Here is a 24,056-nt window from a genome sequence, read left to right as displayed (position 1 = left end):
TTATCCGAACCCGTCCCTACCCGAAATAGGATTTGGCGAGGCTGTTGTAGAGGCCGCCGATCTCGTTGGCGAGATCGGCCAGGGCCGGCGCCGTCATGTCCGATGGCTCCTTGATGGCGATCGCCGTGTTGAGCTGCAGGATCTCTTTCGCCGCCGGCGACATGTGCCCCTCGCCGCCGACAGCAGGCAACAGCGCGATTTCGGCCTTCAGCCGCTCGAGCTGGAACAGGATGGAGCGCGGGTTGAGCGGATCGAGCACCAGGAGGTCGATCACAGTGCGCCGGCCGGCCTGCACCGGATACTGCCGCCGGTGGGTCATGACGCTGTCGCCGATCTCCAGCATCATGTCGAGCGCGCCGTCCGGCGCCGCAGCCCTGGTCAGCCTGGCGAGCGTGCGGGCAATCTGGATGCCGCGTTCCAACCGCCGGCCGATCTCCAGGAAGCGCCAGCCGGTGAAGCGGTACATATTCTCATGCAGCAGGCCGGAAAACCCGGCGAGCTTGCGCAGGATGACCGTCATGGCCCGCGTCGCATCATCGCCCGGCGCCACCGTTGTGGCGAATTGATGAATGGTCTTCGACAGATCCTTCAGCGCCAGCCAGCCATCGGGCGAGAAGCGGTCGCGGATTTGTCCGGCGCTGTAGACGGCGCTGTCCAGTGTGCCGATCAGCCCCGGCGGGATCGCGGTTTCGACGTCGATGCCGAACGGTTCGAGATAATCTCTGATATCGGCAAGCAGCGGCATGTCCGGGTCGGATGCCTCAGCCAGCCGCACGTGATAGGCGCGCAGGATGCGCACCGTGTCTTCCGATCGCTCGATATAGCGGCCGAGCCATGTCAGGTTTTCCGCCGCGCGGCTGGGCAGGCTGCCCGGCAAGGTGCGGGTGAAGGTGTCGTGCTCCTGCGGCAGCAGCGTCTCGCGCTCCACCGGTCTGTCGCTGACCACCCACACATCCGCCGCCTGGCCGCCGCGCTGCATGGCGATTGCCGTCGGGTCGAGCGAAAAGCCGACGCGGGCAAAACCACCGGGCATCACCGTCCAGCCTTCCGCGGTTCGCGCCAGATAGACGCGCAGGGCTGCTGGTCGCGGCTCCAGCCAGCCGCCGACATAGACCGGCGTGGTCGAAAGCGTCACCGCTTCCTGTCCGACGAAGTCGCCGCCGTCCCTTTCGATCCGGGCTATCAGTTCGGCCCGCTGCCCGGCAACCAGCGCCGAGCCCAGCCTCGTGGAATCGTCATCCTCGAAGGCAAGCCGCGTCGACAGCGCCGGACCGATCACCATGCGGTCGAGGTTAGCCAGCACATGGTCACGGTCCGCGTCCCGCCCGCACCACCACGTCGCGACACTCGGCAGCAGAAGCCCCTCGTTGCGCAATTCGCGCGAAATCTTCGGCAGGAAGGCGAACATCGCCCGCGTTTCCATCAGCCCGGAGCCGAGCGCGTTGACGGCTGAGACGGCTCCCCGGCGGATCGCCTCGACCAGCCCTGGCGTGCCGATCTGCGACTCCGGCCGCAACTCCAGCGGATCGGCGAAAGCGGCGTCGAGCCGTCGCCACAGCACGCTGACCGGCATAAGCCCCGAAACGGTGCGCACCATAAGCCGGCCGCCGGAGACGGTCAGATCCTCGCCTTCAAGCAACATGATGCCGAGATAGCGGGCGATATAGGCATGTTCGTAATAAGTTTCGTTGAGCGGCCCCGGCGTCAGGATGGCGACACGGCCGCCTGATACCTTGGCCATGCCGTTCAGCGCGTCGCGAAAGCGGCGGAAGAAGCCGGCAAGGCGATGCACGTGCATCTCGCCATAGATGTCGGACAGCGCACGCGTGGTTGCGACGCGGTTTTCCAGCGCAAAGCCGGCACCCGACGGCGCCTGCGTGCGGTCACCCAGCACCCACCAGCGGCCGTCCGGTCCACGGCCGAGCTCGAAGGCGCAGAAATGCAGGAAATGGCCGCTGGCCGGTCTGGTGCCGACGACCGGCCGCAAATATTCCGGGCTGGCTGCGATCAGCCCCGGCGGCAAGATGCCCTTCTCGACCAGGCGGTTCGGCCCGTAGATATCGGCGATCGTTTCCTCGAACAGCTCGGCCCGCTGGACCAGCCCGGCGCTGATCGCGGCCCATTCCTGGTCCTCGATCAGCAGCGGCACATGCGCCAGCGGCCATTCGCGCTCATTGGCGCCGGCCTTGTCGTAGACGCGGTAATAGACCCCGGCGTCGCGCAGATACTGGTCGGCGCGAGCGAAGCGCTGGGCGAGCTTTTCGGGGCCCAGTTCCTCCAGTGCCTCGATGAAGTCCTTCAGACCGGGCGGGGATTGCCTGATGCATCGACCATCTCGTCGACGACACCGTCGATCGGCTGATAATGCTCCAGCAGGTTAAGCGATCTGCCGCGTATTTTCTTGTGATTCCCCTTTGCCATGGCTGATCAGAGTCTTGCAGATCGCCTGAGGTCAAGGGTCATCGGGAAATCCTCAGAGGCTTGTTCGTCGCGCAGCACGTAGCCGGACGGCGTATGGCCACGCGGCTCGAAGCGGGCGAGCCGTCGCGCCTCCGCTTCATTGCCGTTGACCGGGAAGGTGTCGTAGCTGCGCCCGCCGGGATGTGCGACATGGTAGACGCAACCGCCGATCGCCCGGCCCGACCACCGATCGTAGATGTCGAAGACCAGCGGCGTATTGACCGGCAGCGCGGGATGCAGGCCCGATGCCGGCTGCCAGGCCTTGAAGCGGACGCCCGCCACCGCGATCTCTCTGGTGTCGGTCACCTTCATCGGCACGATGCGGCCGTTGCAGACGACCGCGTGACGCTCCGGGTTAAGCCCTTCGGTCTTCACCTGCAGCCGCTCGACCGAGGAATCGACGAAGCGCACGGTTCCGCCGATGGCGCCCTGCTCGCCCATGACATGCCACGGCTCCAGCGCTTGCCGCAGTTCCAGCTTGATGCCGGCATGCTGGACCTCGCCGCAGAACGGGAAGCGGAATTCGAGCTGCGCGTCGAACCATTCGGGACGGAATTCAAAGCCGTTCAGCTTGAGGTCGTCCAGCACGTCGAGAAAATCCGCCCAGACATAGTGCGGCAGCATGAAACGGTCATGCAGCGACGTGCCCCAGCGCACGAAGCGGCCATCGAGCGGATTCTTCCAGGCGCGGGCGATGATGGCGCGCACCAGCAATTGCTGCGCCAGACTCATGCGCGCATTGGGCGGCATCTCGAAGCCGCGGAACTCGACCAGCCCCAGCCGGCCGGTCGGCCCGTCAGGCGAAAACAGCTTGTCGATGCAGATTTCCGACCGATGCGTGTTCCCCGTCACGTCGGTCAGAAGGTTGCGGAACAGCCGGTCGACCAGCCACGGCAACGGCGCGCTGCCACTGTCCGGATGCGGCACCTGCGCCATCGCGATCTCGAGCTCGTAGAGCGAATCGTGGCGCGCCTCATCGAAACGCGGCGCCTGGCTGGTCGGGCCGATGAACAGGCCGGAGAATAGATAGGACAGCGACGGGTGCCGCTGCCATTGCAGGACAAGGCTCTTCAGCAGGTCGGGGCGGCGCAGGAACGGGCTGTCGTTGGGTGTTGCGCCGCCGACGACGACATGGTTGCCGCCGCCTGTGCCGGTGTGGCGGCCGTCGATCATGAACTTGTCGGCGCCGAGCCGCGTCTGCCGCGCCTCCTCGTAGATCGCTGTGGTCGTCGCCACGCAGTCCTGCCAGTTCGCAGCCGGATGGATGTTCACCTCGATGACGCCGGGATCCGGAGCCACGCGGATGACGTTGAGTCGCGGATCGTGAGGCGGACCGTAGCCCTCGACATGCACCGGCAGGCCGACAACCTTTGCCGCGTTCTCGGCCGCTGCGACCAGTTCGAGATAGTCTTCCAGCGCCTCGACCGGCGGCATGAATACACAAAGCCGCCCGTCGCGCGGCTCGACCGACAGTGCGGTGCGCACCGCGCCGCCGATCTCGGTGATTTCCTGTTCGACACGGTCCTGCTGGCCGGTCGCGGCGGTGAAGGACGCCGCCTGCTGGCGTCGCACCATTTCGTCGGCGCCTTCCAATTCGGCCGGGGCAGCCTCCGGTAAAGGAGCGGCTCCAGGCAAAATAGTCTCGCGTGCCGGCAATGGTCCGCGCGGCAGGGAAGGATCGACCGGCACGATATACGGGAACTGCGCCGGCGGCACATGGGGCAGCGTGCCGAGCGGCAGGCGGTAGCCGACCGGTGAATCTCCCGGCACCAGGAACAGCTTGCCGCGCCGCGTCTTCCACTTCTCCGAACGCCAGCGCGGTCCGGACGCTTGGCTGTTCCAGCGCTGGACAGGCAGCACATAGCCCGATGGCTTGGTCAGGCCGCGTTCGAACACCCGCGCCATGCGGCTGCGCTCCTCGGGGTCGTCCAGCTTCGAATTGGACGGATCGACATTTTCCGGCAGCTTGCCTTCCTTGAGCAGCCACTCGGCCGGGTCCTCATAGGCTTCGCTGACCATGGCCTTGTCGATGCCGAGTTCATCGGCAATCGCCGTCAGCAGGCCTTCAGCCTGCTTCGGCCCGACATCTGCTTCGCCTGCTTCAACTGCTTCGCTGTTTTCCCGTGCGATCAGCGATGGATCACTCCACACCGGCTCGCCGTCGGCGCGCCAGTACAGCGAGAAGGTCCAGCGCGGCAGGCTTTCGCCCGGATACCACTTGCCCTGCCCGTAGTGCAGGAAGCCACCGGGCGCGAAACCCTCACGCAGCCGGCGGATCAGCGCATCGGCTTTTTCGCGTTTTGTCGGGCCGACGGCGGCGGTGTTCCACTCCTCCGCCTCGAAATCGTCGATCGACACGAAGGTCGGCTCCCCACCCATGGTCAGCCGCACGTCCCCGGCCTCGAGCGCGGCATCGACCTGGTTGCCCAACGCGTCGAGCGCCTGCCAGCTTTCGTCGGAGAACGGCTTGGTGATGCGTGGATGCTCGGCGATGCGGTCGACCCGCATGTCGAAGCCGAACTCGACATTGGCGAAGCTGGCCACGCCGGAAATAGGCGCGGCGTTGCGGAAATGCGGCGTCGCGGCGAGCGGCACATGGCTTTCGCCGGTGAGCAGTCCGGAGGTCGGGTCGAAGCCGATCCAGCCGGCGCCTGGCAGATAAACTTCGCACCATGCATGAAGATCGGTGAAGTCGACGGCGGTGCCGGGCGGCCCGTCAAGCGCGACGAGGTCGGGTTTCAGCTGGATCAGATAGCCGGAGACGAAGCGCGCGGCGATGCCGAGGTTCCTCAGGATCTGCACCAGCAGCCAGCTCGTGTCGCGGCACGAGCCTTTCTTGGCGGCCAGCGTTTCCTCGGGTGAGAAGACGCCGGTTTCCATGCGCACGATATAGGCGATCTCGCGTTGCAGGCGCGCATTGAGGTCGACGACGAAATTGACGGTGTTGGTAGGACTGCGATCGATGGTCTGCAGGAACGCCGACAGCAGCGGCCCGGCCGGCTCCGGCGTCCGGTAGATGGCGAGATCGTCGCTGATCTCTTCCGGATACTCGAAGGGAAACGTTTCGCCCGACGGCTCGACGAAGAAATCGAATGGGTTATAAACCGTCATGTCGGCAACGAGGTCGACCTCGATCTTCAGCTCCGTCACAGGTTCCGGAAACACGAAACGCGCAAGGAAGTTGCCGTAGGGGTCCTGCTGCAGATTGACGAAATGGTTCGCCGGCCCGACCTTCAAGGAATGGCTGAGCACCTTGGTGCGGGAATGCGGCGCCGGCTGCAGCCTGATGACCTGCGGGCCGAGAACGACCGGCCGGTCATATTTGTAATGGGTCAGGTGGTAGACGGCTGCCAGAATTGCCATGGGGCCCCGAAAGTCGGCGTTTCAAACGAATTCGCCGAACCCTGACACAAATGCTGGCCATTCTCCAAGCAGAGATGTTGCGGTGCACCTAATTTAAGCGGCTATTGAACGCAACTCCGCTTAATACGACTGGCCACCGCTGGCCTCCAGCATCTGCGATTGGGGAAGGCCTCGGGTCTTCGTCGTCCTGGGGCGGAGCAAGGAGCGAAGCGCAGACCCCAGCATCCATGCCGTGACGCTAACCGAAGAATGCAGCAGTGCAGTACGAACCACTGTCGTGACCCTGCCCTGAAAGATCCTGCACCGCAGCGGCGCCTATCTTCGGGTCAAGCCCGAGGATGACGAAGCGAAGGGCATGGCCGTTTAGAAAAACGCCTGCAACCCGGTCTGTGCCCGTCCGAGGATCAGCGCATGCACGTCATGCGTGCCCTCATAGGTGTTGACGGTTTCGAGGTTCTGCGCGTGGCGCATGACATGGTAGCCGATCTGGATGCCGTTGCCGCCATGCATGTCGCGGGCCTGGCGGGCAATGTCGAGCGCCTTGCCGCAATTGTTGCGCTTGACGATCGAGATCATCTCCGGCGCCATTTTGCCTTCGTCCATCAGCCGCCCGACCCGTAAGCTGCCCTGCAGGCCGAGCGCGATCTCGGTCTGCATGTCGGCGAGCTTCTTCTGGAAAAGCTGCGTGCCGGCCAGCGGCTTGCCGAACTGCTTGCGGTCGAGGCCGTATTGGCGGGCCCGGTACCAGCAATCTTCCGCCGCGCCCATCGCACCCCAGGAGATGCCGTAGCGCGCCCGGTTGAGGCAGCCGAACGGACCCTTCAGGCCTGAGACATTGGGCAGCAGCGCATCTTCGCCGACCTCGACGCCTTCCATCACCACTTCGCCGGTAATCGATGCGCGAAGCGACAGCTTGCCGCCGATCTTCGGCGCCGAGAGGCCTGTCATGCCCTTTTCCAGCACGAAGCCGCGAATCTCGTTGTCATGCGCGGCCGATTTCGCCCAGACGACAAACACATCGGCGATTGGCGCGTTGGAAATCCACATTTTCGAGCCGGAGACCTTGTAGCCGTCCGCCGTCTTCTCGGCTCGCGTCTTCATGCCGCCCGGGTCGGAACCGGCATCCGGCTCGGTCAGGCCGAAGCAGCCGATCCACTCGCCGCTGGCGAGCTTCGGCAGGTATTTCTTGCGCTGCGCCTCCGAGCCATAGGCGTGGATCGGATACATCACCAGCGACGACTGCACGCTCATCATCGATCGATAGCCCGAGTCGATGCGCTCGACTTCCCGCGCCACCAGCCCATAGGTGACGTAGTTGGCGCCGAGTCCGCCATATTCTTCCGGAATGGTTATGCCGAGCAGCCCGGCCTCGCCCATCTCGCGAAATATCCCGGCATCGGTCTTTTCCTCGAGATAGGCATCCTCGATCCGAGGGGCGAGCTTGTCGGCGGCGAATGCCGCGGCGCCATCACGCACCATCCGCTCGTCTTCCGAAAGTTGGTCCTCGATCAGGAAAGGATCATTCCAGACGAATGCGTTCTTGTCGGCTGCCATGGCCTCGGTCTCCAAATGCGGGGATGCCCGGGCTTATCGGCTTCCAGTTCGAAAAAATCAAACGAAATTGCTTCACCGATCAATGAGCGTTAGTAATGGATCATGAACGTTCAGCGCCGCCTTTTGCCTGGTATCAGCGCCCTTGCCGCCTTCGAGGCGGTGGCCCGGCTGGGCAGCTTTACCGCCGCCGCGCAGGAACTCGATTTGACCCAGGGCGCCGTCAGCCGGCAGATCAGGCTGCTGGAAGACCAGTTCGGCCGGCGGCTGTTCGAACGCGACAGCCGCAATGTCAGGCTGTCAGTGGCAGGCGAGATCTATGCCGAAGCGGTGCGCGCCGCGCTGGGTCAATTGCGCGACGCAGCCCTTGGATTGATGAGCAATCGGCATAGTGGCATCTTGAACCTCGCCATCCTGCCGACCTTCGGCACACGCTGGCTGATGCCGCTCATCCCGGATTTCGTCGAAAACAACCCCGACATTACCATCAATTTCGTCACCCGCATCGGCCGCTTCGACTTCGCTCGCGAAAGGCTCGACGCCGCAATCCATTTTGGCTTGCCCGACTGGCCGGACGCCGACTCGACGCTGCTGGTCCGCGAAGAGGTTGCGCCTGTCGTGTCGCCCGAATTTCTGGCCGGCCGCGCCATTGCCACACCCGCCGATATCGGTCGCCTGCCGCTGCTGCATATGGCGACACGGCCCGGCGCATGGACCGAGTGGTTCGAGCATCAGGGTTTGAGCGCGCCGACCGGGCCGGGCATGCAGTTCGAGCAATTCGGCACCGCCGCCCAGGCCTGCATGGCCGGGCTCGGCGTGGCGCTGCTGCCGCAGGTCCTCATCTCAGGCGAATTGCAGCGCGGCCAACTCGTGCCGGCGCCGGGCCGGCCGATGCAAAGCCGCAGCGCCTATTACCTGGTTGTGCCGCACGACAAGCGCGGCCATCCGCCGGTCGCCAGCTTTCGCGACTGGCTGCTCAGTCGCGTAACAGTGGTAGGGTGATTACTTCCGCTTCAACGCATCGGCCAATGCGGCGCCGAACGTGCCTTGCTGCGCGGACCGCTCCGGCTGACGCTCCGGCGCCGGCGCGCGCGGCACCGGTCTGTTGCCATTGTCGCGCGGCTTCGGTGTACCGCCGTCACCATCCCGACGCATCGAAAGGCCGATGCGCTTGCGCTTGATGTCGACCTCGACGACACGCACCTTGACCACGTCGCCGGCTTTCACCACCTCATGCGCGTCCTTGACGAAACGGTCGGCCAGTTGCGAGACATGCACCAAGCCGTCCTGATGCACGCCGATATCGATGAAAGCGCCGAACGCCGCGACATTGGTGACAGTGCCTTCCAGCAGCATGCCGGGCTTCAAATCCTTGATGTCGTCGACGCCGTCGGCAAAGGTCGCGGTCTTGAAGCCGGGGCGCGGATCGCGGCCGGGCTTTTCCAGTTCCGCCAGGATATCACGCACTGTCGGCAAGCCGAACCGCTCATCGACGAAGACCCGCGGATCGAGCGCCTTGAGAGCGGCACTGTCGCCCATCAGCGAGCGGACGTCGCGTCCGCAGGCGGCGACGATCTTTTTCGCCACGCCATAGGCCTCCGGATGCACGGCCGAGGCATCGAGCGGTTCGGTGCCGTTGGGAATGCGCAGGAAGCCGGCGCATTGCTCGAAGGCCCGCGGTCCGAGCCGCGCCACCTTCAACAGGTCACGACGGCTGGCGAAGGGGCCGGCCGCATCACGGTGAGCGATGATGGCCTCGGCCAGCGATGTGCCAAGACCCGACACCCGCGCCAGAAGCGGCGCCGAGGCGGTGTTGAGGTCGACGCCCACGGCATTGACCGCGTCCTCAACCACCGCTTCCAGGGAGCGGCCGAGCCGGTACTGGTCGACATCGTGCTGATACTGGCCGACGCCTATCGACTTTGGCTCGATCTTGACCAGTTCGGCGAGCGGATCCTGCAGCCGCCGCGCGATCGACACCGCGCCGCGCAGCGACACGTCGAGGCCGGGAAATTCCGCCGCCGCCGTTGCCGAGGCGGAATAGACCGAGGCACCCGCCTCGCTGACGATCACCTTGAGCGGCTTCGGCCCGGACTCGGCAGGCATATCGGACAGCATGTCGGCCACCAGCCTTTCCGTCTCGCGGCTGCCGGTGCCGTTGCCGATGGAAATCAGCTCGACCTTGTGCAGGCGGATGAGCTTTGCGAGTTCGGCTCGCGTGCCGCGCACATCATTCCTTGGCGGAAACGGATAGACCGTCGTCGTCGCCAACAGCTTACCTGTGCCGTCCACCACCGCCACCTTGACGCCGGTGCGGATGCCGGGATCGAGGCCCATAGTGGCGCGCGAGCCGGCCGGGGCGGCGAGCAGCAAATCCTTCAGATTGCGGGCGAAGACATGGATCGCCTCCTCCTCGGCCCGCTCGCGCAGATCTCGCATCAAATCGAGCGTCAGGTGCAGCGACAGCTTTATGCGCCAGGTCCAGCCGGCCACCTCCATCAGCCAGCGATCGCCCGGCAAATGGCGGCCGATGGCGTAGGCTTCGGCAATCATCCGTTCGACCGGCTTCACCGGTGACGCGTCGTCGGCATCGATCTCGATGTCGAGGGACAGCACCTCTTCGTTGCGGCCGCGCAGCATCGCCAGCGCGCGATGGCTCGGCACGTTGGCCCAGCGCTCGACATGGTCGAAATAGTCGGAGAACTTCGCGCCGGCCTCCTGCTTGCCGTCGACGACGCGCGACCGCATGAAGGCGCGTTCCTTCATGTAGGTCCGCAGTTTGCCAACCAGATCGGCATTCTCGGCGAACTGCTCGGACAGGATATCGCGCGTGCCCTCGAGCGCCGCCTTGGCGTCGGCCACCCCTTCGCCGATGTAGGCCAGCGCCAGTTCGGCGGGCACCGCCGCGCGGTCGGCAAGGATGGCCTCGGCCAGCGGTCCGAGCCCGCGCTCGCGGGCGATCTCGGCCTTGGTCCGGCGCTTCGGCTTGTAGGGCAGATAAATATCTTCGAGTTCCGCCTTGGTGGCGGCCGCTGCGATCTTGGCCTCAAGCTCTTCGGTCAGCTTGCCCTGGTCGCGGATCGAACCAAGGATGGTGTCGCGGCGCGCATCGAGTTCGCGCAGATAGGCGAGCCGCTCGGCAAGCAGGCGCAGCTGTGTGTCGTCCAGACCGCCGGTGACCTCCTTACGGTAGCGCGCCACGAACGGCACCGTCGCGCCTTCGTCCAGCAGGCCGATCGCCGCGGCGGCCTGTTCGGGCCGGGCAGCGATCTCGGCTGCTATGATGGCTGCGATGCGCTTGATGTCGGATGCCATGTCGTTCCTGCTGTCTTGTCGAAAGGAGCGGCGACCATAAGCGCAGAGCGTCGCTCCGCCAACCGCGGCGTTTTCAACCGCCCAATAGGTCCACAGGAAAGCTGCGATGGCGGTCGGCCTGGATCGAATCAGACCATCCGGCTCAGCGCTTCGAAGAAGGCGACCATATCGACATCGAGCGGCTCGTCGACCGGCTCCGGCTGCGACGACATCTTTGCGATGACGACCTCGGCCTTCGGATTGACATAGAGCCACTGGCCGTGGATGCCGATGCCGCAGAAGGCGCCGCTTGCCGCGCCCGTCTGGTACCATTTGTTGCGGTAACGGCCTTGCGGAAAGAGGAACGCCATCGTGCCACGCTGCCAGGCCTCGCTGTCTCCGCCTGTGCTGACAGTGTCGCGCACCCAGGCTTCCGGCACGATGCGGCGGCCATTGGCCGTGCCGCCTTGCCGCATCATCTCGCCGACCTGCGCCAGATCGCGCGGCGTGACTGAAATGCCGCCGGCCGTGCGGGCGGTGCCCTCGCTGTCTACCGTCACCGACGCTTCGCTCGTTGCACCGAGCGGCAGCCACAATTTCTCGTGCATCAGCTCGGCGAAGCGCTGGCCGGATGCGCGTTCGAGCAGGATGCCGAGCAGGTCGGAATTGGGCGAGCGGTAGCGGAACGTCCGGCCATGCGGCTCGGCAAGGCGCTGCAGCGTCAGGATGAAATCGACTAGGCTTTCGGTGCCGCCACCCGGATTCCACAGCGTCGCACGGCGATAGCGGGCAAAGGCGCTCTCCGGATCGAGATAGGCTTCTTCGAAGTCGAGGCTGATGGTCATGTCGAGCACATGCCGCACGCTGGCGTCGCCATAGGCCGAGCCGGCAGCTTCCGGCAGATAGCGGGTCACCGGCGCCTGCGGATCAAAGATCCCTTCGCCTTCCAGTATGCCGGCCAGGATGGCGGTCAGCGACTTGCTGATCGAGAAGATGATGTGGCGCGCACCGAACTGCATATGCGGTGCGAACCAGTCGCCGACGAATTTGCCGCCTTTCATGATCGTCAGCGCGTCGGTATCGGAACGCGTGAGAAAGGCGGCCAGGGTCTCCTGACCGCCCGCCAGCGCGACCTTTTCGCCAAGCAGCCCGTCAAGATCCTGTGCCGGCGCCTCACTGCCGCTTGACGCTGCAGCGACACGAGCGCTCGGCACCAACTCGCCGACATTCTGGAACGACCACCGGCTGAACGGGCTTTCGCGCCAGTTGCCGAGCAGAACTTGGTTGCGGCCAAAGCCATATCTGGTCTCGAACGCGGTCTTGCCGGTCATGCGTTTCCTTCCGGTTTTTTTTGGAACTTAGGCCAGTGCGGCGGCGATCGCGTGCACGGCTTTTATCGTCGCCACCGAATAGGCGATGTCGGTGAAATCCGGGTAGCTCGAAAGCTTCACCACGACCATTCTCGTGCTCCAGTCGATATGAATCAGCTGCCCGAACACGCCCCGGCACATCAGCGCGCGTGAGCGCGGATCCTCGATCCAGAACTGGTTGCGGTAGCTGCCTTCCGGCAGGCTGGGATTGAAATCCGGCCCATGCCTGCCATTGCGCGTCGCCTCGACCCAGTCGGCCGGCACCACGCCGCCGCCATTGTCGAGGATCAGCTGGCCGAAGCGGCCATAGTCGCGCAGCGTGGCGTTGAAGCCGCCATCGGCCAAGGCGTAGCCGGCGCTGTCGACGGTGAAACAGGCGCTTTCATCCGCCCCGAGCTTTTGCCAGAGTTCCTCCGAAACCAGATGCGCCAGCCGCTTGCCGGTCACCCGCTCCATGATAAAGGCGAGCACGTCGGTCTCGATCGAACGGTATTCGAAGGCAGCGCCATGCGGCCGGCTTGTCTCCTTGAGCCGTAGGATCAATTCAAACATATGCGACGGCCACTCGAAGGCCGGATCGCTGTCCGGCGGCACCGGTTTCCAGCCGCTGGCCACATCGACCTGGCCGATATCGGAATAGCGGTCGGTGTATTCCTCGGAAAAACGCACGCCTGTCGTCATGTCGAGCACGTGCTGCACGCTGGCGCCCGCCCAGCCGGTCGCACCAAGCTCCGGCAGATAGGCCGTCACCGGCCTGGCCGGGTCGATCAGGCCGCGCCCGACCAGTATGCCGAACACCGAAGCGGTGACCGACTTCGCCATCGACTGCGACAGATGCAGCGTGCGCTCGGCCATGCCGTTGAAATAGCGCTCATAGGCGATTTTGCCGTCCTTGAGCACGAGCAACCCGTCCGTATAGGTTTCGTCGAGCAGCCCGGCCAGCGTCGTGGGTGCGCCCGTGCTGTCGTTCACCGGCAGCGCATCGAGATCGACTTCGGCTCGCTCGAACCGGCGGCGATGGCCATTGCCGCGCCAGACTTCGACGGTCGGCAGAATTTCGCGGATGTGCTGGAACGCCCACCGGTTCCAGGGTCCTCTATCCCAGTCGAGCTTCGGCGGCACCATCTTGGGCGGCGACCCCTGCATGATCGGCGGCCGCGGATCGGAGTTGCGGTAAGACTGCATGAGAATTTCCCTGCCGCCGCATGCCGCTCTTCCGTTCACTTGGATGAGGAGCGGTCTGCACAGCGGACGAAAAGCCCCCGAATGGGCCTTTCGAGTGACGAACGACCGACGCCATGGCGAAGGGCAGTGCCGGCAGGCCAGGTGAGGGGCGGCGCGAACGCTGCGAATTCAGCGCTACCCCTCATCCGGCCCTTGACCCGCCTTCTTCCCGCTCGCGCGGAAGAAGGCGGAGTGCCGCTATTTCTGAACGTCCGTCCAGATGCGCGTGTAGAGTTGCTGCACCTCGGGCGAGCAAGGAGTGAGGAACTCGCCCGCTTTCTCCAGTTCTGGCGGTACCAGCAGTTCGGGCGCATCCTTCATGTCGGCTGGCATGAATGCCTTCGAGCCCTTGATGCCATTGGCATATTTGGCGAAGGCGGAGATCATGGCGGCGTTCTCGGGATCCATGATGAAGTTCATGAACAGCTTGGCGTTGTCGACATTCTTGGCATCCTTGAGGATGGCAACACTGTCCATGAAAAAGGGGAAGCCCTCCTTCGGGTAGCCGAACTTGACGTCGGGGTTCTTGATGCGCGAGCGCATGATGGCGCCGTTCCAGTAGTAGACGGCCGAATAGTCGCCGGCCGGTAGCTTCTCGGTCACGCTATAATCCATGGCCAGCCATTTCGGCTTGGCCTCCACCAGCTTGTCGCGCACTTTCTTGAGCAGTTCCTTGTCGTCCGTGCACCAGTCGCCGCCCAGATACTTGATGGTGGCGAACAGCACGTCGTTCATTTCCGGCGCGACATTGATCTTGCCAACCAGTTCCTTCGGCGGATCGAGGAAGATGGCCGAGGTGTTGATGTCGCCGTCATAGACCTTTGTGTTGACGCCGATACCGGTCAGGCCCCACTGCCACGGAACCGTATATTGACGGCCCGGATCCCAGGGAACGTTCACCCAGCGCTCGTCGACATTCTTGAAGTTCTCCATCTGGTCGGGCCGGGCCTCAAGCAGAAGCCCTTCCTTCACCCAGATCGGCACGTAGTTGGCCGACGGCACCACAATGTCGAAGCCATGACCACCGGCGCGTACCTTTGCTAGCGCGGTGTCGTTGGAGTCGTAGTCGGTGATCGTCACCTTGACCTTATAGGTATCCTCGAACTTCTTGATCATCTCGGGGCTGGTGTAGTCGCCCCAATTAAAGATGTTGAGTTCGCCTTCCGCATACGCGCTGCCCGCAAAGGCAAACAATGCGAGTACCGCCGTGGCAGCCGTGGTCTTCCATTTCATTTCTATTCTCCCGTTTGGCAATCATTGGTCATGGCTTGCGCCGATTGACGAAGTAGAACGCGGTTACGAGCACCACCGACAGCGCCAGGAATACCGTGGCGATCGCATTGATTTCCGGGCTCGTTTCGCGCCGCAACTGGCCGAGCATGTAGGTGGGCAGCGTATCCTGCCCGCCGGACTTGACGAATTCGGTGATGACCACATCGTCGAGCGAAATGACGAAGGCGAGCATGAAGCCCGCGATGATGGCCGGCCTCAAGAGCGGCAGCGTCACGAAACGGAAGGCTTTCCAGGGCGTGGCGTATAGGTCAGCGGCTGCGCGCTCCAGCGTCAGGTCCATGCTCTCCAGCCGCGCCCGGATCGGCAGGTAAGCGAACGGGATGCAGAAGGCGGTGTGCGCGGCGATCAGGTAACCGAGTCCTGAGTAACCGGTCCAGACCTTGATGCGCGAGAACACGATCAGGAGTGCGACGCCGGTGACTATCTCCGGCACCATCAGCGGCTGGTTGATGAAGGCGTATTTGAAGGTAAGGCCGGGATAGGGCCGCGTGCGGGTCATGGCCAGCGCAGCCATGGTGGCGGCGATCGTCGACAGCGCGGCGGCCGAGACCGCCAGCACGAGCGAGCGGACGGAGGCGTCCTGCACGGCCGAATTGTGCCAGGCCGAAATAAACCAGCGCAGTGAGACGCCATCCCAGCGCGAAAGCGAATCCGCCGTGTTGAACGAATAGGTGACGAGCGCCGCGATCGGCAGATAGAGCGCGAAGAAGGTCAGAAGCGCCATGAACCCGAAGCCGGGCTGCGCCTGGATGTCGAACGGACGCTTAGCCATGGGCGCCCTTCGACCCGGATGCGTTGCGCACGTAGAACAGGAGCGCGATCATCACCAGCACCATGAGCGTAATTGAGATGGCCGCGCCCAGCGGCCAGTTACGGCCCGCGCCGAACTGCAGTTCGATCAGGTTGCCGAGCATCATGTTCTTGCCGCCGCCCAGCACCCGCGGAATGACATAGGCGCCAAGCGAGGGAATGAAGACCAGTATCGAGCCGGCTATGACGCCGGGCTTGATCAACGGGAAGATGATGCGGCGCAGAACCTGCCAGCGACCGGCGTAGAGGTCATATCCGGCCTCGACCAGCCGGAAGTCGAGCTTCTCCATCGAGGCGTAGATCGGCAGCACCATCAGAGGCAGGTAGATATAGATCATGCCGAGCAAGATGGCGGCGTCGGTATTCATGATCTGCAGCGGTTGCTTGATGATGCCGAGCGCCATCAGCGCCGTGTTGACCAGCCCTTCGTTGCGGATCACCTGCTGCATGGCGAAGGTGCGGATCAGGAGATTCGTCCAGAACGGAATGGTGACGAGGAAAACCCAGACCTCGCGCGTCTTCGGCGGTCGCGTGGCGATGAAATAGGCTGTGGGGAAGCCGAAGAGCAACGTCAGCACGGTGGTGTAGAACGACAGGCTTATCGAACGCCAGAAGATCGACAAATGCGCGTCGGCGAAAGCCAGCGTGTCGTCGAAGATGTCGCGCTGCATCACCACCGATAGCCAGCCGTCGGTGGAGAATTTCCACACCACGTCGCCATAAGGGCCCGGCGTCAGGAACGAATAGATCACGACGATCAGCAGCGGGCCGGTCGCCGCCAGAAAGATGATGATCAGTGCCGGCGCTGACAGCAGCCAGCGATCGCGGATATCTCTGCGTTCGGCTTCCTTGGCGACTTCTTCCGCGCTCGCCATCAGTCCCTCAGCACTTGTGCGGCGTCGTTGCCGATCGAAATGCCGACCTTGTCTCCCCGCTCGAAACCGCAGCCGGCGCTGCGCGTGTTCTGCTGGCGCACCGTGAAGGCCTCGCTGCTGTCCAGGCGAACATGGATGTGCGTGTCGGTGCCGAAATAGACGATGTTTTCGACCGTGCCCGACAGGTCGCCCTTGCCGCTGGTCAGCTTGGCATGTTCCGGCCTGACCACCACGGTGGCATTGTCCTTCGGCTGAAAGTCCTCAGCCACGGTCGCGTCGATCGTCGCGCCGGATTTGAGCGTTGCTCGTGCCTTGCCGTTGGCCATGCCTGATATGGCCGCGGTCAGGAAATTGGTCTCGCCGATGAAGTCCGCGACGAAGCGCTCCGCCGGCTTGTCATAGATATCCCAAGGCGTTCCGACCTGCAGGATCTTGCCCGACGACATCACCGCGATGCGGTCCGACATGGTCAGCGCTTCTTCCTGGTCGTGGGTGACGAAGATGAAGGTGATGCCGGTCTCGTGCTGCAGCCGCTTCAGCTCGATCTGCATGTCCTTGCGCAGCTTGAAGTCGAGCGCCGACAACGGCTCGTCGAGCAGCAGCACTTTCGGCTGCGGCGCCAGCGCCCGCGCCAGTGCCACGCGCTGCTGCTGGCCGCCCGATATCTGGCTGGTGCGGCGGCCGCTGAGCGCTTCCATTTTGACCAGCTTCAGCATCTCGGCAACCCGCGCCTTCACTTCGGCTTTGTGCTTCCCGAGCATTTCGAGGCCGAAGCCGATGTTCTCGGCCACCGTCATATGCGGGAACAGCGCATAGTTCTGGAACACGGTGTTGACCGGCCGCTTGAACGGCGGCAGCGGTGCGATGTCCCGGCCATGCAGCAGGATCTCGCCGGCGCTCGGGAAATCGAAGCCGGCGATCAGCCGCAGAAGCGTTGTCTTCCCGCAGCCGGACGGACCAAGCAGCGTGAAGAACTCATTCTCGCGGATCGACACCGAAACCGTGTCGAGGGCAGCGACCTGTGACTCCCCGGTACCGAATACCTTGCGGACGCCACGAACTTCAATTGCACTTTTACCCGGTTGTTCCGGCACGATTACCCCATTCTTGTGTCCGCTCTTCAGGGCGGATCCAGTTCCCACTCGATTGTCAGCACACGGCGCATGGCTTGGCAAGCATACATCTGAATGTCGATTCAGAACGCAATTCCCGTGCCACCGTCAGGCCTGATAAGTGACCTTGCCGCCGCAGATCGTCGTCATCGGCCGCACCGTATGCATCGCTTCCGGCGCGGTCGCCTCGATATCGCCTGAGAGCACCACGAGATCAGCCAGAAAGCCTGACTTCAGGCGGCCCTTGCGATGCTCCATGAACTCGGCATAGGCGCCTTCCACTGTATAGCTCGTAAGCGATTCATGCAGCGAGAAACTCTGGTCGGGATCGCTGTCTGCCCATGGTTTGCGCAGCACTGCCGCCTGAATGCCCAGAATCGGATCGATCGGCGAGACCGGCCAATCGGAGGCGAAGACGACGCGCGCGCCGGCATTCTTCAGCGTCCGCCACGCATAGCTCAGAGGCCAGCGGGCAGGCCCGATGCGCGACACCGTTGGTTCCAGCGGCACGCCCATGCTGCCCGGCGGATGCGGTGGCTGCATCGAGGCAATGACTCCAAGCTTTGCGAAACGCGGTACGTCGGCGGCGGTGACCACCTCCATATGCTCGACCCGATGCCGGCTGTCGCGCCTGCCATTCGCCTTTTGCGCTGCCTCGTAGCCGTCGAGCACGGCGCGCACGGCGCCGTCGCCAATCGAGTGCACCGCCATCTGCAGCCCGCGCCTGTCGACGGCCACGGCAAGATCGATGAATTGCTGCGGCGTGAAAAGCGGCTCGCCTACCCAATCCGGACGGTCCGCATAGGGCTCGACCATCACCGCCGTCCACGAATCGAGCACGCCGTCGTAGAACACCTTGACCATGCCCGATGACAGCCATTCGCCTTGGTAGCGCTCAGCCATCACTGAGGCTTTGTCGAGCATGTCGAGGGTCATGAAATTCTTATAGTGGAACGGCACCTGCACGCGGCACAGCAAGCCGCCTTCGGCCTCGATCTCGGACAGGAGTTCGAGCTGGTGCAAATTGCCGTCCATGTTCTGGATCGACGTGATACCGTGCCTGGCACACCATTCCAAACCGCGGCGCATGATAGCCCGGTCGGAGGCCTGCTCCGCCGGCGTCGGCTTCGGGTCCGGCTCGCCGCCGGTGGCCAGGCCGAGCCGTACGCGATCCTCGCCGGCCAGCGCGATCAGCGGCCCGAATGCCTCGCCCTCACGCAATTCGCCACTGGCCAGCCCGTCGTCGCCCATGACGATCTCATTGCCGGGACCAAGCCGCTTGCCTCTAAGCAGGCCGGCCAATTCCAGCGCCTTGGTGTTCGCCCACATTGTGTGGTGGTCGGGCGCCGCCATGACGAAGGGACGGTCCGGCAGGATGCGGTCGAGGTGATGGCGGCTGACCCGCTCAGTCGCCGACAGGATGGTATAGTCGGCGCCTTGCGCCTGCAGGACGGATAGATCCGGCCGCTTTGCTGCATAATGGCGAACAGCATCGCAAAGCGCATCGAAACCGTGGATGCCCATCAGCTGGAGGTGATCGAGCTCGGCCGCGCCGGCGAAAAGATGCATATGCGCTTCGATGAAGCCGGGGACGACCGAGCCGCGCTCGGCGTCGATAACGCGCGTGCCGGGTCCCTTGTGCTCCAGTACGGTCGCGCGATCTGCGATCGCAATGATTTCGCCGTCCCTGATAGCTATGGTTTCGGCGCGGGGAGTATCGGGATCCATCGTCAATATACTGGCGTTCTCGACGATCAGATCGGCCGATAGCGGCATAATTTTCTCCCGTTTGAGCTTAGGCTAGCAGAGTATTGGCGCCTGGCAAGCCGTCCGCTGCCACTCGCAACAGCGGTTCCGAAATGCTCTTGGCGGCGCTGAAACTCTCTGCCACAAAGCAGTCCGTCAACGACAGATACGCAACTCGAAGAGCGAACCGGCCGCCAAAATGAAGACTGTTTTCTCCCCTCTCCACGCCGGCCATGCCGGCAATTTCGAACTCATTTCAGGCGCCCTCGTGCCGGCCTTCGAGAAGCCCTCGCGCGCCGAGTTCATCAAGGCGAGGGTGGAGAGCGAAAAGCTCGGCCCGATCCTGCCACCCGAGACCCACGACCTCGCCGCCGCCAGGAGAGTGCACACCAGCGACTACATCGATTTCCTGCCGACCATATGGCCGCTCTGGGAAGCGTCGGGCCGGACAGGTTCGGCCATCCCCTTCACCTGGCCGACGCGCGGCTTGCGGGGCGATGTACCACCCAGCACCATCGATGCGCTGCTTGGCTTTTACTCCTTCGACGGCGGCGCCACCTTCGTCAAAGGCACCTGGGAGGCGATCAAGTCGTCCTATGACGTGGCGCTGACTGCCGGCGCCCTGGTCAAGGACGGCGAGATATCAGCCTTCGCGCTCTGCCGCCCGCCCGGCCATCATGCCGGTGCTGCCTTCATGGGCGGCTATTGCTACATCAACAACGCCGCGGTTGCCGCGCAATGGTTCCGCGACCAGGGCGCCAAGCGCGTCTCGATCCTCGATGTCGACTACCATCACGGCAACGGCACGCAGGAGATCTTCTACTGCCGCGGCGACGTGCAGGTGCTGAACCTGCATGGCGACCCGATGACCGAATATCCGTTTTTCCTTGGCCATGCCGACGAGCGCGGCTCAGGGCCCGGCGAAGGCTTCAATGTCAACTACCCCATGCCGTTCGGCACCGCATGGGACGCCTGGAATGCTTCGCTGGAGGACGCCTGCGCGAAACTTGCGGCTTACGCTCCCGATGTCGTTGTCGTCTCGCTTGGCGTCGACACGTTCGAGAAGGACCCGATCAGCAAGTTCAAGCTGAAAAGCGGCGACTATCCCAAGATTGGCCGTCGCATCGCCAAGCTCGGCCTGCCGACGCTGTTCGTCATGGAAGGCGGCTATGCCGTCGAGGAAATCGGCATCAACGCCGTCGGCGTGCTGACCGGATTCGAAGATCGGTAATGCTTTCGCCCATAGCCTGCCCCTCGGGCGTTTTGATCCGAGGGTGCGCAGCGGTTTGAGATAACGACATTCGTAAAAATTTAGCAGGCCGCCCTCACCGAAGCGCTTCACGCCGCCTGCAACGGTGACCGCTGACTTGTTCCAGCGTAACGCTATCCTGTTGTTGGACCATGATCTCCTTTGAAAAGGCCTTCGCCCTTTGCGAAGTCATGCTCTACCTTGAAGGAACGGAATGAGGGGATCGATTCTGGAAGAAAGCAGCATTTGAAGTCGGGGAAGCATCGATGATCGACGACGAGCCGGACAGCGAACGCGTCTCGGCGCTGGCGCCGTTCCGGCACGGCATTTTCCGCGCCGTATGGTCCGCCAGTCTGGTTTCGAATTTCGGTGGCTTGATTCAGGGCGTCGGCGCCGCCTGGATGATGACCACGATCGCCACCTCGTCCTATCAGGTCGCGCTGGTCCAGGCCTCGACCACCTTGCCGATCATGCTGTTTGCGCTCGTTGCCGGTGCCATCGCCGACAGCTTTAACCGGCGCAAGGTCATGCTGATTGCCCAGATCTTCATGCTGGTCGTCTCGGTTCTGCTGACCGTGTTCACCTTTCTTGGCTTGATAACGCCGTGGACGCTGCTCGCCTTCGCCTTCCTGATCAACAGCGGCACGGCGCTTTACAACCCCTCATGGCAGGCTTCTGTCGGCGATATGGTGCCGCGCGCCAAGCTGCCGGCTGCCGTCGCGCTCAACTCCTTGGGCTTCAACTTGACGCGCAGCGTCGGCCCGGCGATCGGCGGCATCATCGTTGCCGCCGCAGGTGCTGCAGCGGCTTTTGCCGCCAACGCTTTGAGCTATGTCGGGCTCCTCATCGTGCTTGCCCGCTGGAAGCCGGACCTGCCAGCCTCGACACTGCCGCGCGAGACGCTGGGGGCGGCGATGGGCGCCGGCCTGCGCTACGTCGCCATGTCGCCCAATATCGGCAAGGTGCTGGTCAGGGGTGCGGCTTTCGGCTTCAGCGCCGGCGCGGTTCTGGCGCTGCTGCCGCTGGTAGCGCGCGATGTCGTCAAGGGCGATGCCTTGACCTACGGCATCATGCTCGGTGCGTTCGGTATCGGTGCCGTCGGCGGCGCGCTGATCAGCGTCCGGCTGAGGCAGATCCTGTCCAGCGAGACGATGGTGCGCATGGCATTCGCCGGCTTCGCGCTTTGCGCCTTCAACGCCGCCGTCAGCGACCACGCCTGGCAGACGTCGCTCGGGCTGCTCATCGGCGGCGCCTGCTGGGTGATCGCGCTGTCGCATTTCAACGTCACGGTGCAGATGTCGACGCCGCGCTGGGTGGTCGGCCGGGTGCTCTCGGTCTATCAGACGGCGACCTTCGGCGGCATCGCGCTCGGCAGCTGGATTTGGGGTGTCGTCGCCGATGCGCATGGCGCCGAATTCGCGCTGATCGCGGCTGCCGTCGCGATGCTGGCGGGCGGCGCGATCGGCCTCTTGCTGCCTTTGCCGCAGCAGGCAGTACTCAACCTCGATCCTACCAACCGTTTCAAGGAGCCGCATCTTGCGCTCGACCTAAAACTGCGCAGCGGCCCCATCGCCATCATGATCGAATACATCATCCGCGAGGAGGACGTGCCGGAATTCCTGGCCACCATGGCCGAACGCGGCCGCATCCGCCGCCGTGACGGCGCCCGCAACTGGACGCTGGCGCGCGATCTCGAAAATCCCGCAATATGGATCGAGCACTACCACACGCCGACATGGCTCGAATATATCCGCCACAACAAGCGGGCCACCCATGCCGACGCCGTTGTCGGCGAGCGCGTACGGGCACTGCACAGCGGCGACGAGCCGCCGCGCGTCCGCCGCATGATCGAGCGCCCGACAGCCGCCGGCACGGCGATCGTCATGCCGAAAGGACCGATCGAGCATTAGGCCGTGCCGGTGTGTCCAGTTGGATGAGCACATGACGCTCTAAGCTGATGGCTCACACGTACCCTAATCGGCGCGGCCCACCCGCGCCTTAGGATGCAGCGCGCAGGCTCGTACGGACGCGCCGCCTGCTTGTGGCGCGGGCCTTCTCCGCCACGACACCGGTGATCTCGACCACGCCGTTCTCATGCGGTCTGGCGTTTGTGACCTTGTGGAGACGCTCATAGGGCAACAGTTCCTTGACCCGAGCATCGAGCAACGCGACTTCGGCTCGCAGATCTTCGCATTCCTGCCTCTGGACATTGAGCTGTATCTGTTCGGATGCCTGCTGCAGGGAAAGCTGCGAAAAATTCGCGCTCACCGTCGAAAGGTGTATCTTGTCGTTTTCGTTCTCCTTTCTGAGAGCGGACAACCTTTCCTCCGCAATTTGCTTTTCGGCCACAGCGTCGCTCCATTGGGCCTTGAGATTGGCGATCTCGCTGGCGGCTTGACTGTTCTCGTTCGAGGCAATTTCCAATCGTGATTGGAGGTTGCGAATTTCAGAACGCAGGCCGCCGATCTCCGTGAAACTACGCGCACGCTCGGCTTCCCTGTCACTTTCCATGATACGGGCCGCTTCCGTCATTTCCGACAGCTTCGCTTGCGCGATATCGAGCGATTTCTGCAGCTGCATCTCCTCTTTCTCGCTCTTGCCAAGCGCAGCCAGCAGTTCCGAAACTCGCGTCGCATCACTGGCATGAATTGTCGAGAGTTCATCCAGCCTGTGCCGCGCCTCAGCTTCCCGTTTCAGCGCCTTGTCGAGATCGATTGACAGGCTGACATGCTTTTCCCGTAGTATGTCGTTCTCGCGTGCGCATCTGTTGGCCTCGGCCGTTCTGGCCGAAAGCGTTTTGACGAGATCGCCGAACTCCGCTTCGCGTTCTGCGCTCGCATTGCCTGCCACAACGAGTTCAAGCCTTGCTGCAGCCAGCGCACCGCGAAGTGCCTCCTTGTCCTCGACCAGGCTTGTCTCGCGCTGCTGCAGGGCCTCGACAGCACTTTGACGCTCGCGCTGCTTTTTGGTCGCGTCGTGGAGCTGCTCCGACAGCACTCTTTGCTGCGTGGTCAGGCTGACATTTGCCAGTTCCAGTTCGTTGGCGCGAAGAATGTCCCCGTGAAGCAGCTTCAGGAATTCGCCTGTCAGATGATGCGAGGTCGCGATCTCCGACAGTTTCGTGTTGATCTCCTCCAGATACTCCCGCGCATCGTCAAAGAGCCCTTCAACGGCATTTAACGCAGCCAGTCGGGTTTGTGCGTGGGAAGTCAGCCGTAATGCGATCTCGGGAGTGTCCGCATCGTCCTCAGGCTGAGAGTTGTCATTCTTTGCCGCGAGATTCTCATCCGGGACGTCATTCAATGGCGATTGGTCGTCTAGCTTGAGACACTCATCGAACGCATCCGCCAAATCGGCTTCGAGCTCCTTGAACGCTCTGTCCACCTTCTCGGCACGCTTGATCAGACTTTTGATTCTCATGACTGAACATCCCCCTCTTGTAGCGCCATCATGGGGTCTTGATTCTCGCCTGCCAGATACGGGTTCATCCTACCTCCCCTGACGCGGTCGCCGCGTGAGATGACCGCTCTTGAATCTGCTGTCATGGTCCCGTTTACACCACCCTGAGCGCATGAGGCCGAGTCCACGCTAGGGACAGGCTTGGCCACTGTCCTCGTCTGTTTGAATGAGGCAAACCGTGTAACTGCCCTGATTGTCGCCCGCTTTCGGGCAAACAACCGGGGGAGCGTCCGTCAGAGTTCCAGACTTG

Annotated in this window: 14 protein-coding genes and 1 pseudogene; 3 read left to right on the top strand and 12 right to left on the bottom strand. The window is 63.5% G+C overall.

What is annotated here, in order from left to right; genetic code table 11:
• Positions 1 to 16 precede the first annotated feature (16 nt).
• The 3 genes and pseudogenes from ACWTU8_RS00575 to ACWTU8_RS00565 all read right to left on the bottom strand — a co-directional run bounded on the left by ACWTU8_RS00575 (position 17) and on the right by ACWTU8_RS00565 (position 7,377).
• Positions 17 to 2,421 (bottom strand): annotated as a pseudogene (locus ACWTU8_RS00575) (circularly permuted type 2 ATP-grasp protein).
• 6 nt (positions 2,422 to 2,427) lie between these two features.
• A complete protein-coding gene (locus ACWTU8_RS00570; RefSeq protein WP_455846640.1) occupies positions 2,428 to 5,823 on the bottom strand; it encodes a transglutaminase family protein in 3,396 nt (1,131 codons plus the stop codon).
• Between the two features lie 363 nt (positions 5,824 to 6,186).
• Positions 6,187 to 7,377, bottom strand: coding sequence for an acyl-CoA dehydrogenase (locus ACWTU8_RS00565; protein ID WP_455846639.1), 1,191 nt, complete (start codon positions 7,375 to 7,377; stop codon positions 6,187 to 6,189).
• Positions 7,378 to 7,479: 102 nt separating this feature from the next.
• On the opposite strand from ACWTU8_RS00565, the gene ACWTU8_RS00560 reads away from it, so the two are divergent.
• Positions 7,480 to 8,376 (top strand): LysR family transcriptional regulator, encoded by an 897-nt coding sequence (locus ACWTU8_RS00560; RefSeq protein ID WP_455846638.1) that lies wholly within the window; start codon positions 7,480 to 7,482, stop codon positions 8,374 to 8,376.
• Here ACWTU8_RS00560 and ACWTU8_RS00555 read toward each other — a convergent pair whose 3' ends face one another.
• The 8 genes from ACWTU8_RS00555 to ACWTU8_RS00520 all read right to left on the bottom strand — a co-directional run bounded on the left by ACWTU8_RS00555 (position 8,377) and on the right by ACWTU8_RS00520 (position 19,128).
• Entirely contained in the window at positions 8,377 to 10,689 is a 2,313-nt protein-coding gene (locus ACWTU8_RS00555) for a Tex family protein (RefSeq protein WP_455846637.1), read from the bottom strand.
• Between the two features lie 128 nt (positions 10,690 to 10,817).
• Positions 10,818 to 11,999, bottom strand: a complete 1,182-nt coding sequence (locus ACWTU8_RS00550) for a serine hydrolase domain-containing protein (protein ID WP_455846636.1) — start codon at positions 11,997 to 11,999, stop codon at positions 10,818 to 10,820.
• A 27-nt stretch (positions 12,000 to 12,026) separates the two neighbouring features.
• Positions 12,027 to 13,223: a serine hydrolase domain-containing protein gene (locus ACWTU8_RS00545; RefSeq protein WP_455846635.1), complete on the bottom strand. Its 1,197-nt coding sequence runs from the start codon at positions 13,221 to 13,223 to the stop codon at positions 12,027 to 12,029.
• A 237-nt stretch (positions 13,224 to 13,460) separates the two neighbouring features.
• Entirely contained in the window at positions 13,461 to 14,495 is a 1,035-nt protein-coding gene (locus tag ACWTU8_RS00540; protein ID WP_455846634.1) for an ABC transporter substrate-binding protein, read from the bottom strand.
• A gap of 28 nt (positions 14,496 to 14,523) precedes the next feature.
• Positions 14,524 to 15,327 carry an ABC transporter permease gene (locus ACWTU8_RS00535; RefSeq protein ID WP_455846633.1) on the bottom strand — a complete coding sequence of 268 codons (804 nt, stop codon included), beginning with the start codon at positions 15,325 to 15,327 and terminating at the stop codon, positions 14,524 to 14,526.
• On the bottom strand, positions 15,320 to 16,240 hold the full coding sequence (locus ACWTU8_RS00530; RefSeq protein ID WP_455846632.1) for an ABC transporter permease: 921 nt from the start codon (positions 16,238 to 16,240) through the stop codon (positions 15,320 to 15,322). Before ACWTU8_RS00530 ends, ACWTU8_RS00535 begins: the two co-directional genes overlap by 8 nt.
• Positions 16,240 to 17,334: an ABC transporter ATP-binding protein gene (locus tag ACWTU8_RS00525; RefSeq protein ID WP_455846631.1), complete on the bottom strand. Its 1,095-nt coding sequence runs from the start codon at positions 17,332 to 17,334 to the stop codon at positions 16,240 to 16,242. The genes ACWTU8_RS00530 and ACWTU8_RS00525 overlap by 1 nt, the downstream gene beginning before the upstream one ends.
• A 126-nt stretch (positions 17,335 to 17,460) precedes the next feature.
• Positions 17,461 to 19,128 (bottom strand): amidohydrolase, encoded by a 1,668-nt coding sequence (locus ACWTU8_RS00520; protein WP_455846630.1) that lies wholly within the window; start codon positions 19,126 to 19,128, stop codon positions 17,461 to 17,463.
• A 169-nt stretch (positions 19,129 to 19,297) separates the two neighbouring features.
• Here ACWTU8_RS00520 and ACWTU8_RS00515 point away from each other — a divergent pair, with 169 nt between their 5' ends.
• Together ACWTU8_RS00515 and ACWTU8_RS00510 are read left to right on the top strand one after the other, a co-directional pair.
• Positions 19,298 to 20,329, top strand: coding sequence for a histone deacetylase family protein (locus tag ACWTU8_RS00515; protein ID WP_455846629.1), 1,032 nt, complete (start codon positions 19,298 to 19,300; stop codon positions 20,327 to 20,329).
• A 284-nt stretch (positions 20,330 to 20,613) separates the two neighbouring features.
• Positions 20,614 to 22,257, top strand: a complete 1,644-nt coding sequence (locus ACWTU8_RS00510) for an MFS transporter (RefSeq protein ID WP_455846628.1) — start codon at positions 20,614 to 20,616, stop codon at positions 22,255 to 22,257.
• A gap of 88 nt (positions 22,258 to 22,345) precedes the next feature.
• Here the strand turns inward: ACWTU8_RS00510 and ACWTU8_RS00505 are convergent, their stop codons facing one another.
• Positions 22,346 to 23,767: a hypothetical protein gene (locus tag ACWTU8_RS00505; RefSeq protein ID WP_455846627.1), complete on the bottom strand. Its 1,422-nt coding sequence runs from the start codon at positions 23,765 to 23,767 to the stop codon at positions 22,346 to 22,348.
• Positions 23,768 to 24,056 lie beyond the last annotated feature (289 nt).

It is taken from the genome of Mesorhizobium sp. BHbdii, assembly GCF_053848045.1.
This window is presented reverse-complemented; position numbering and strand designations above follow the sequence as displayed.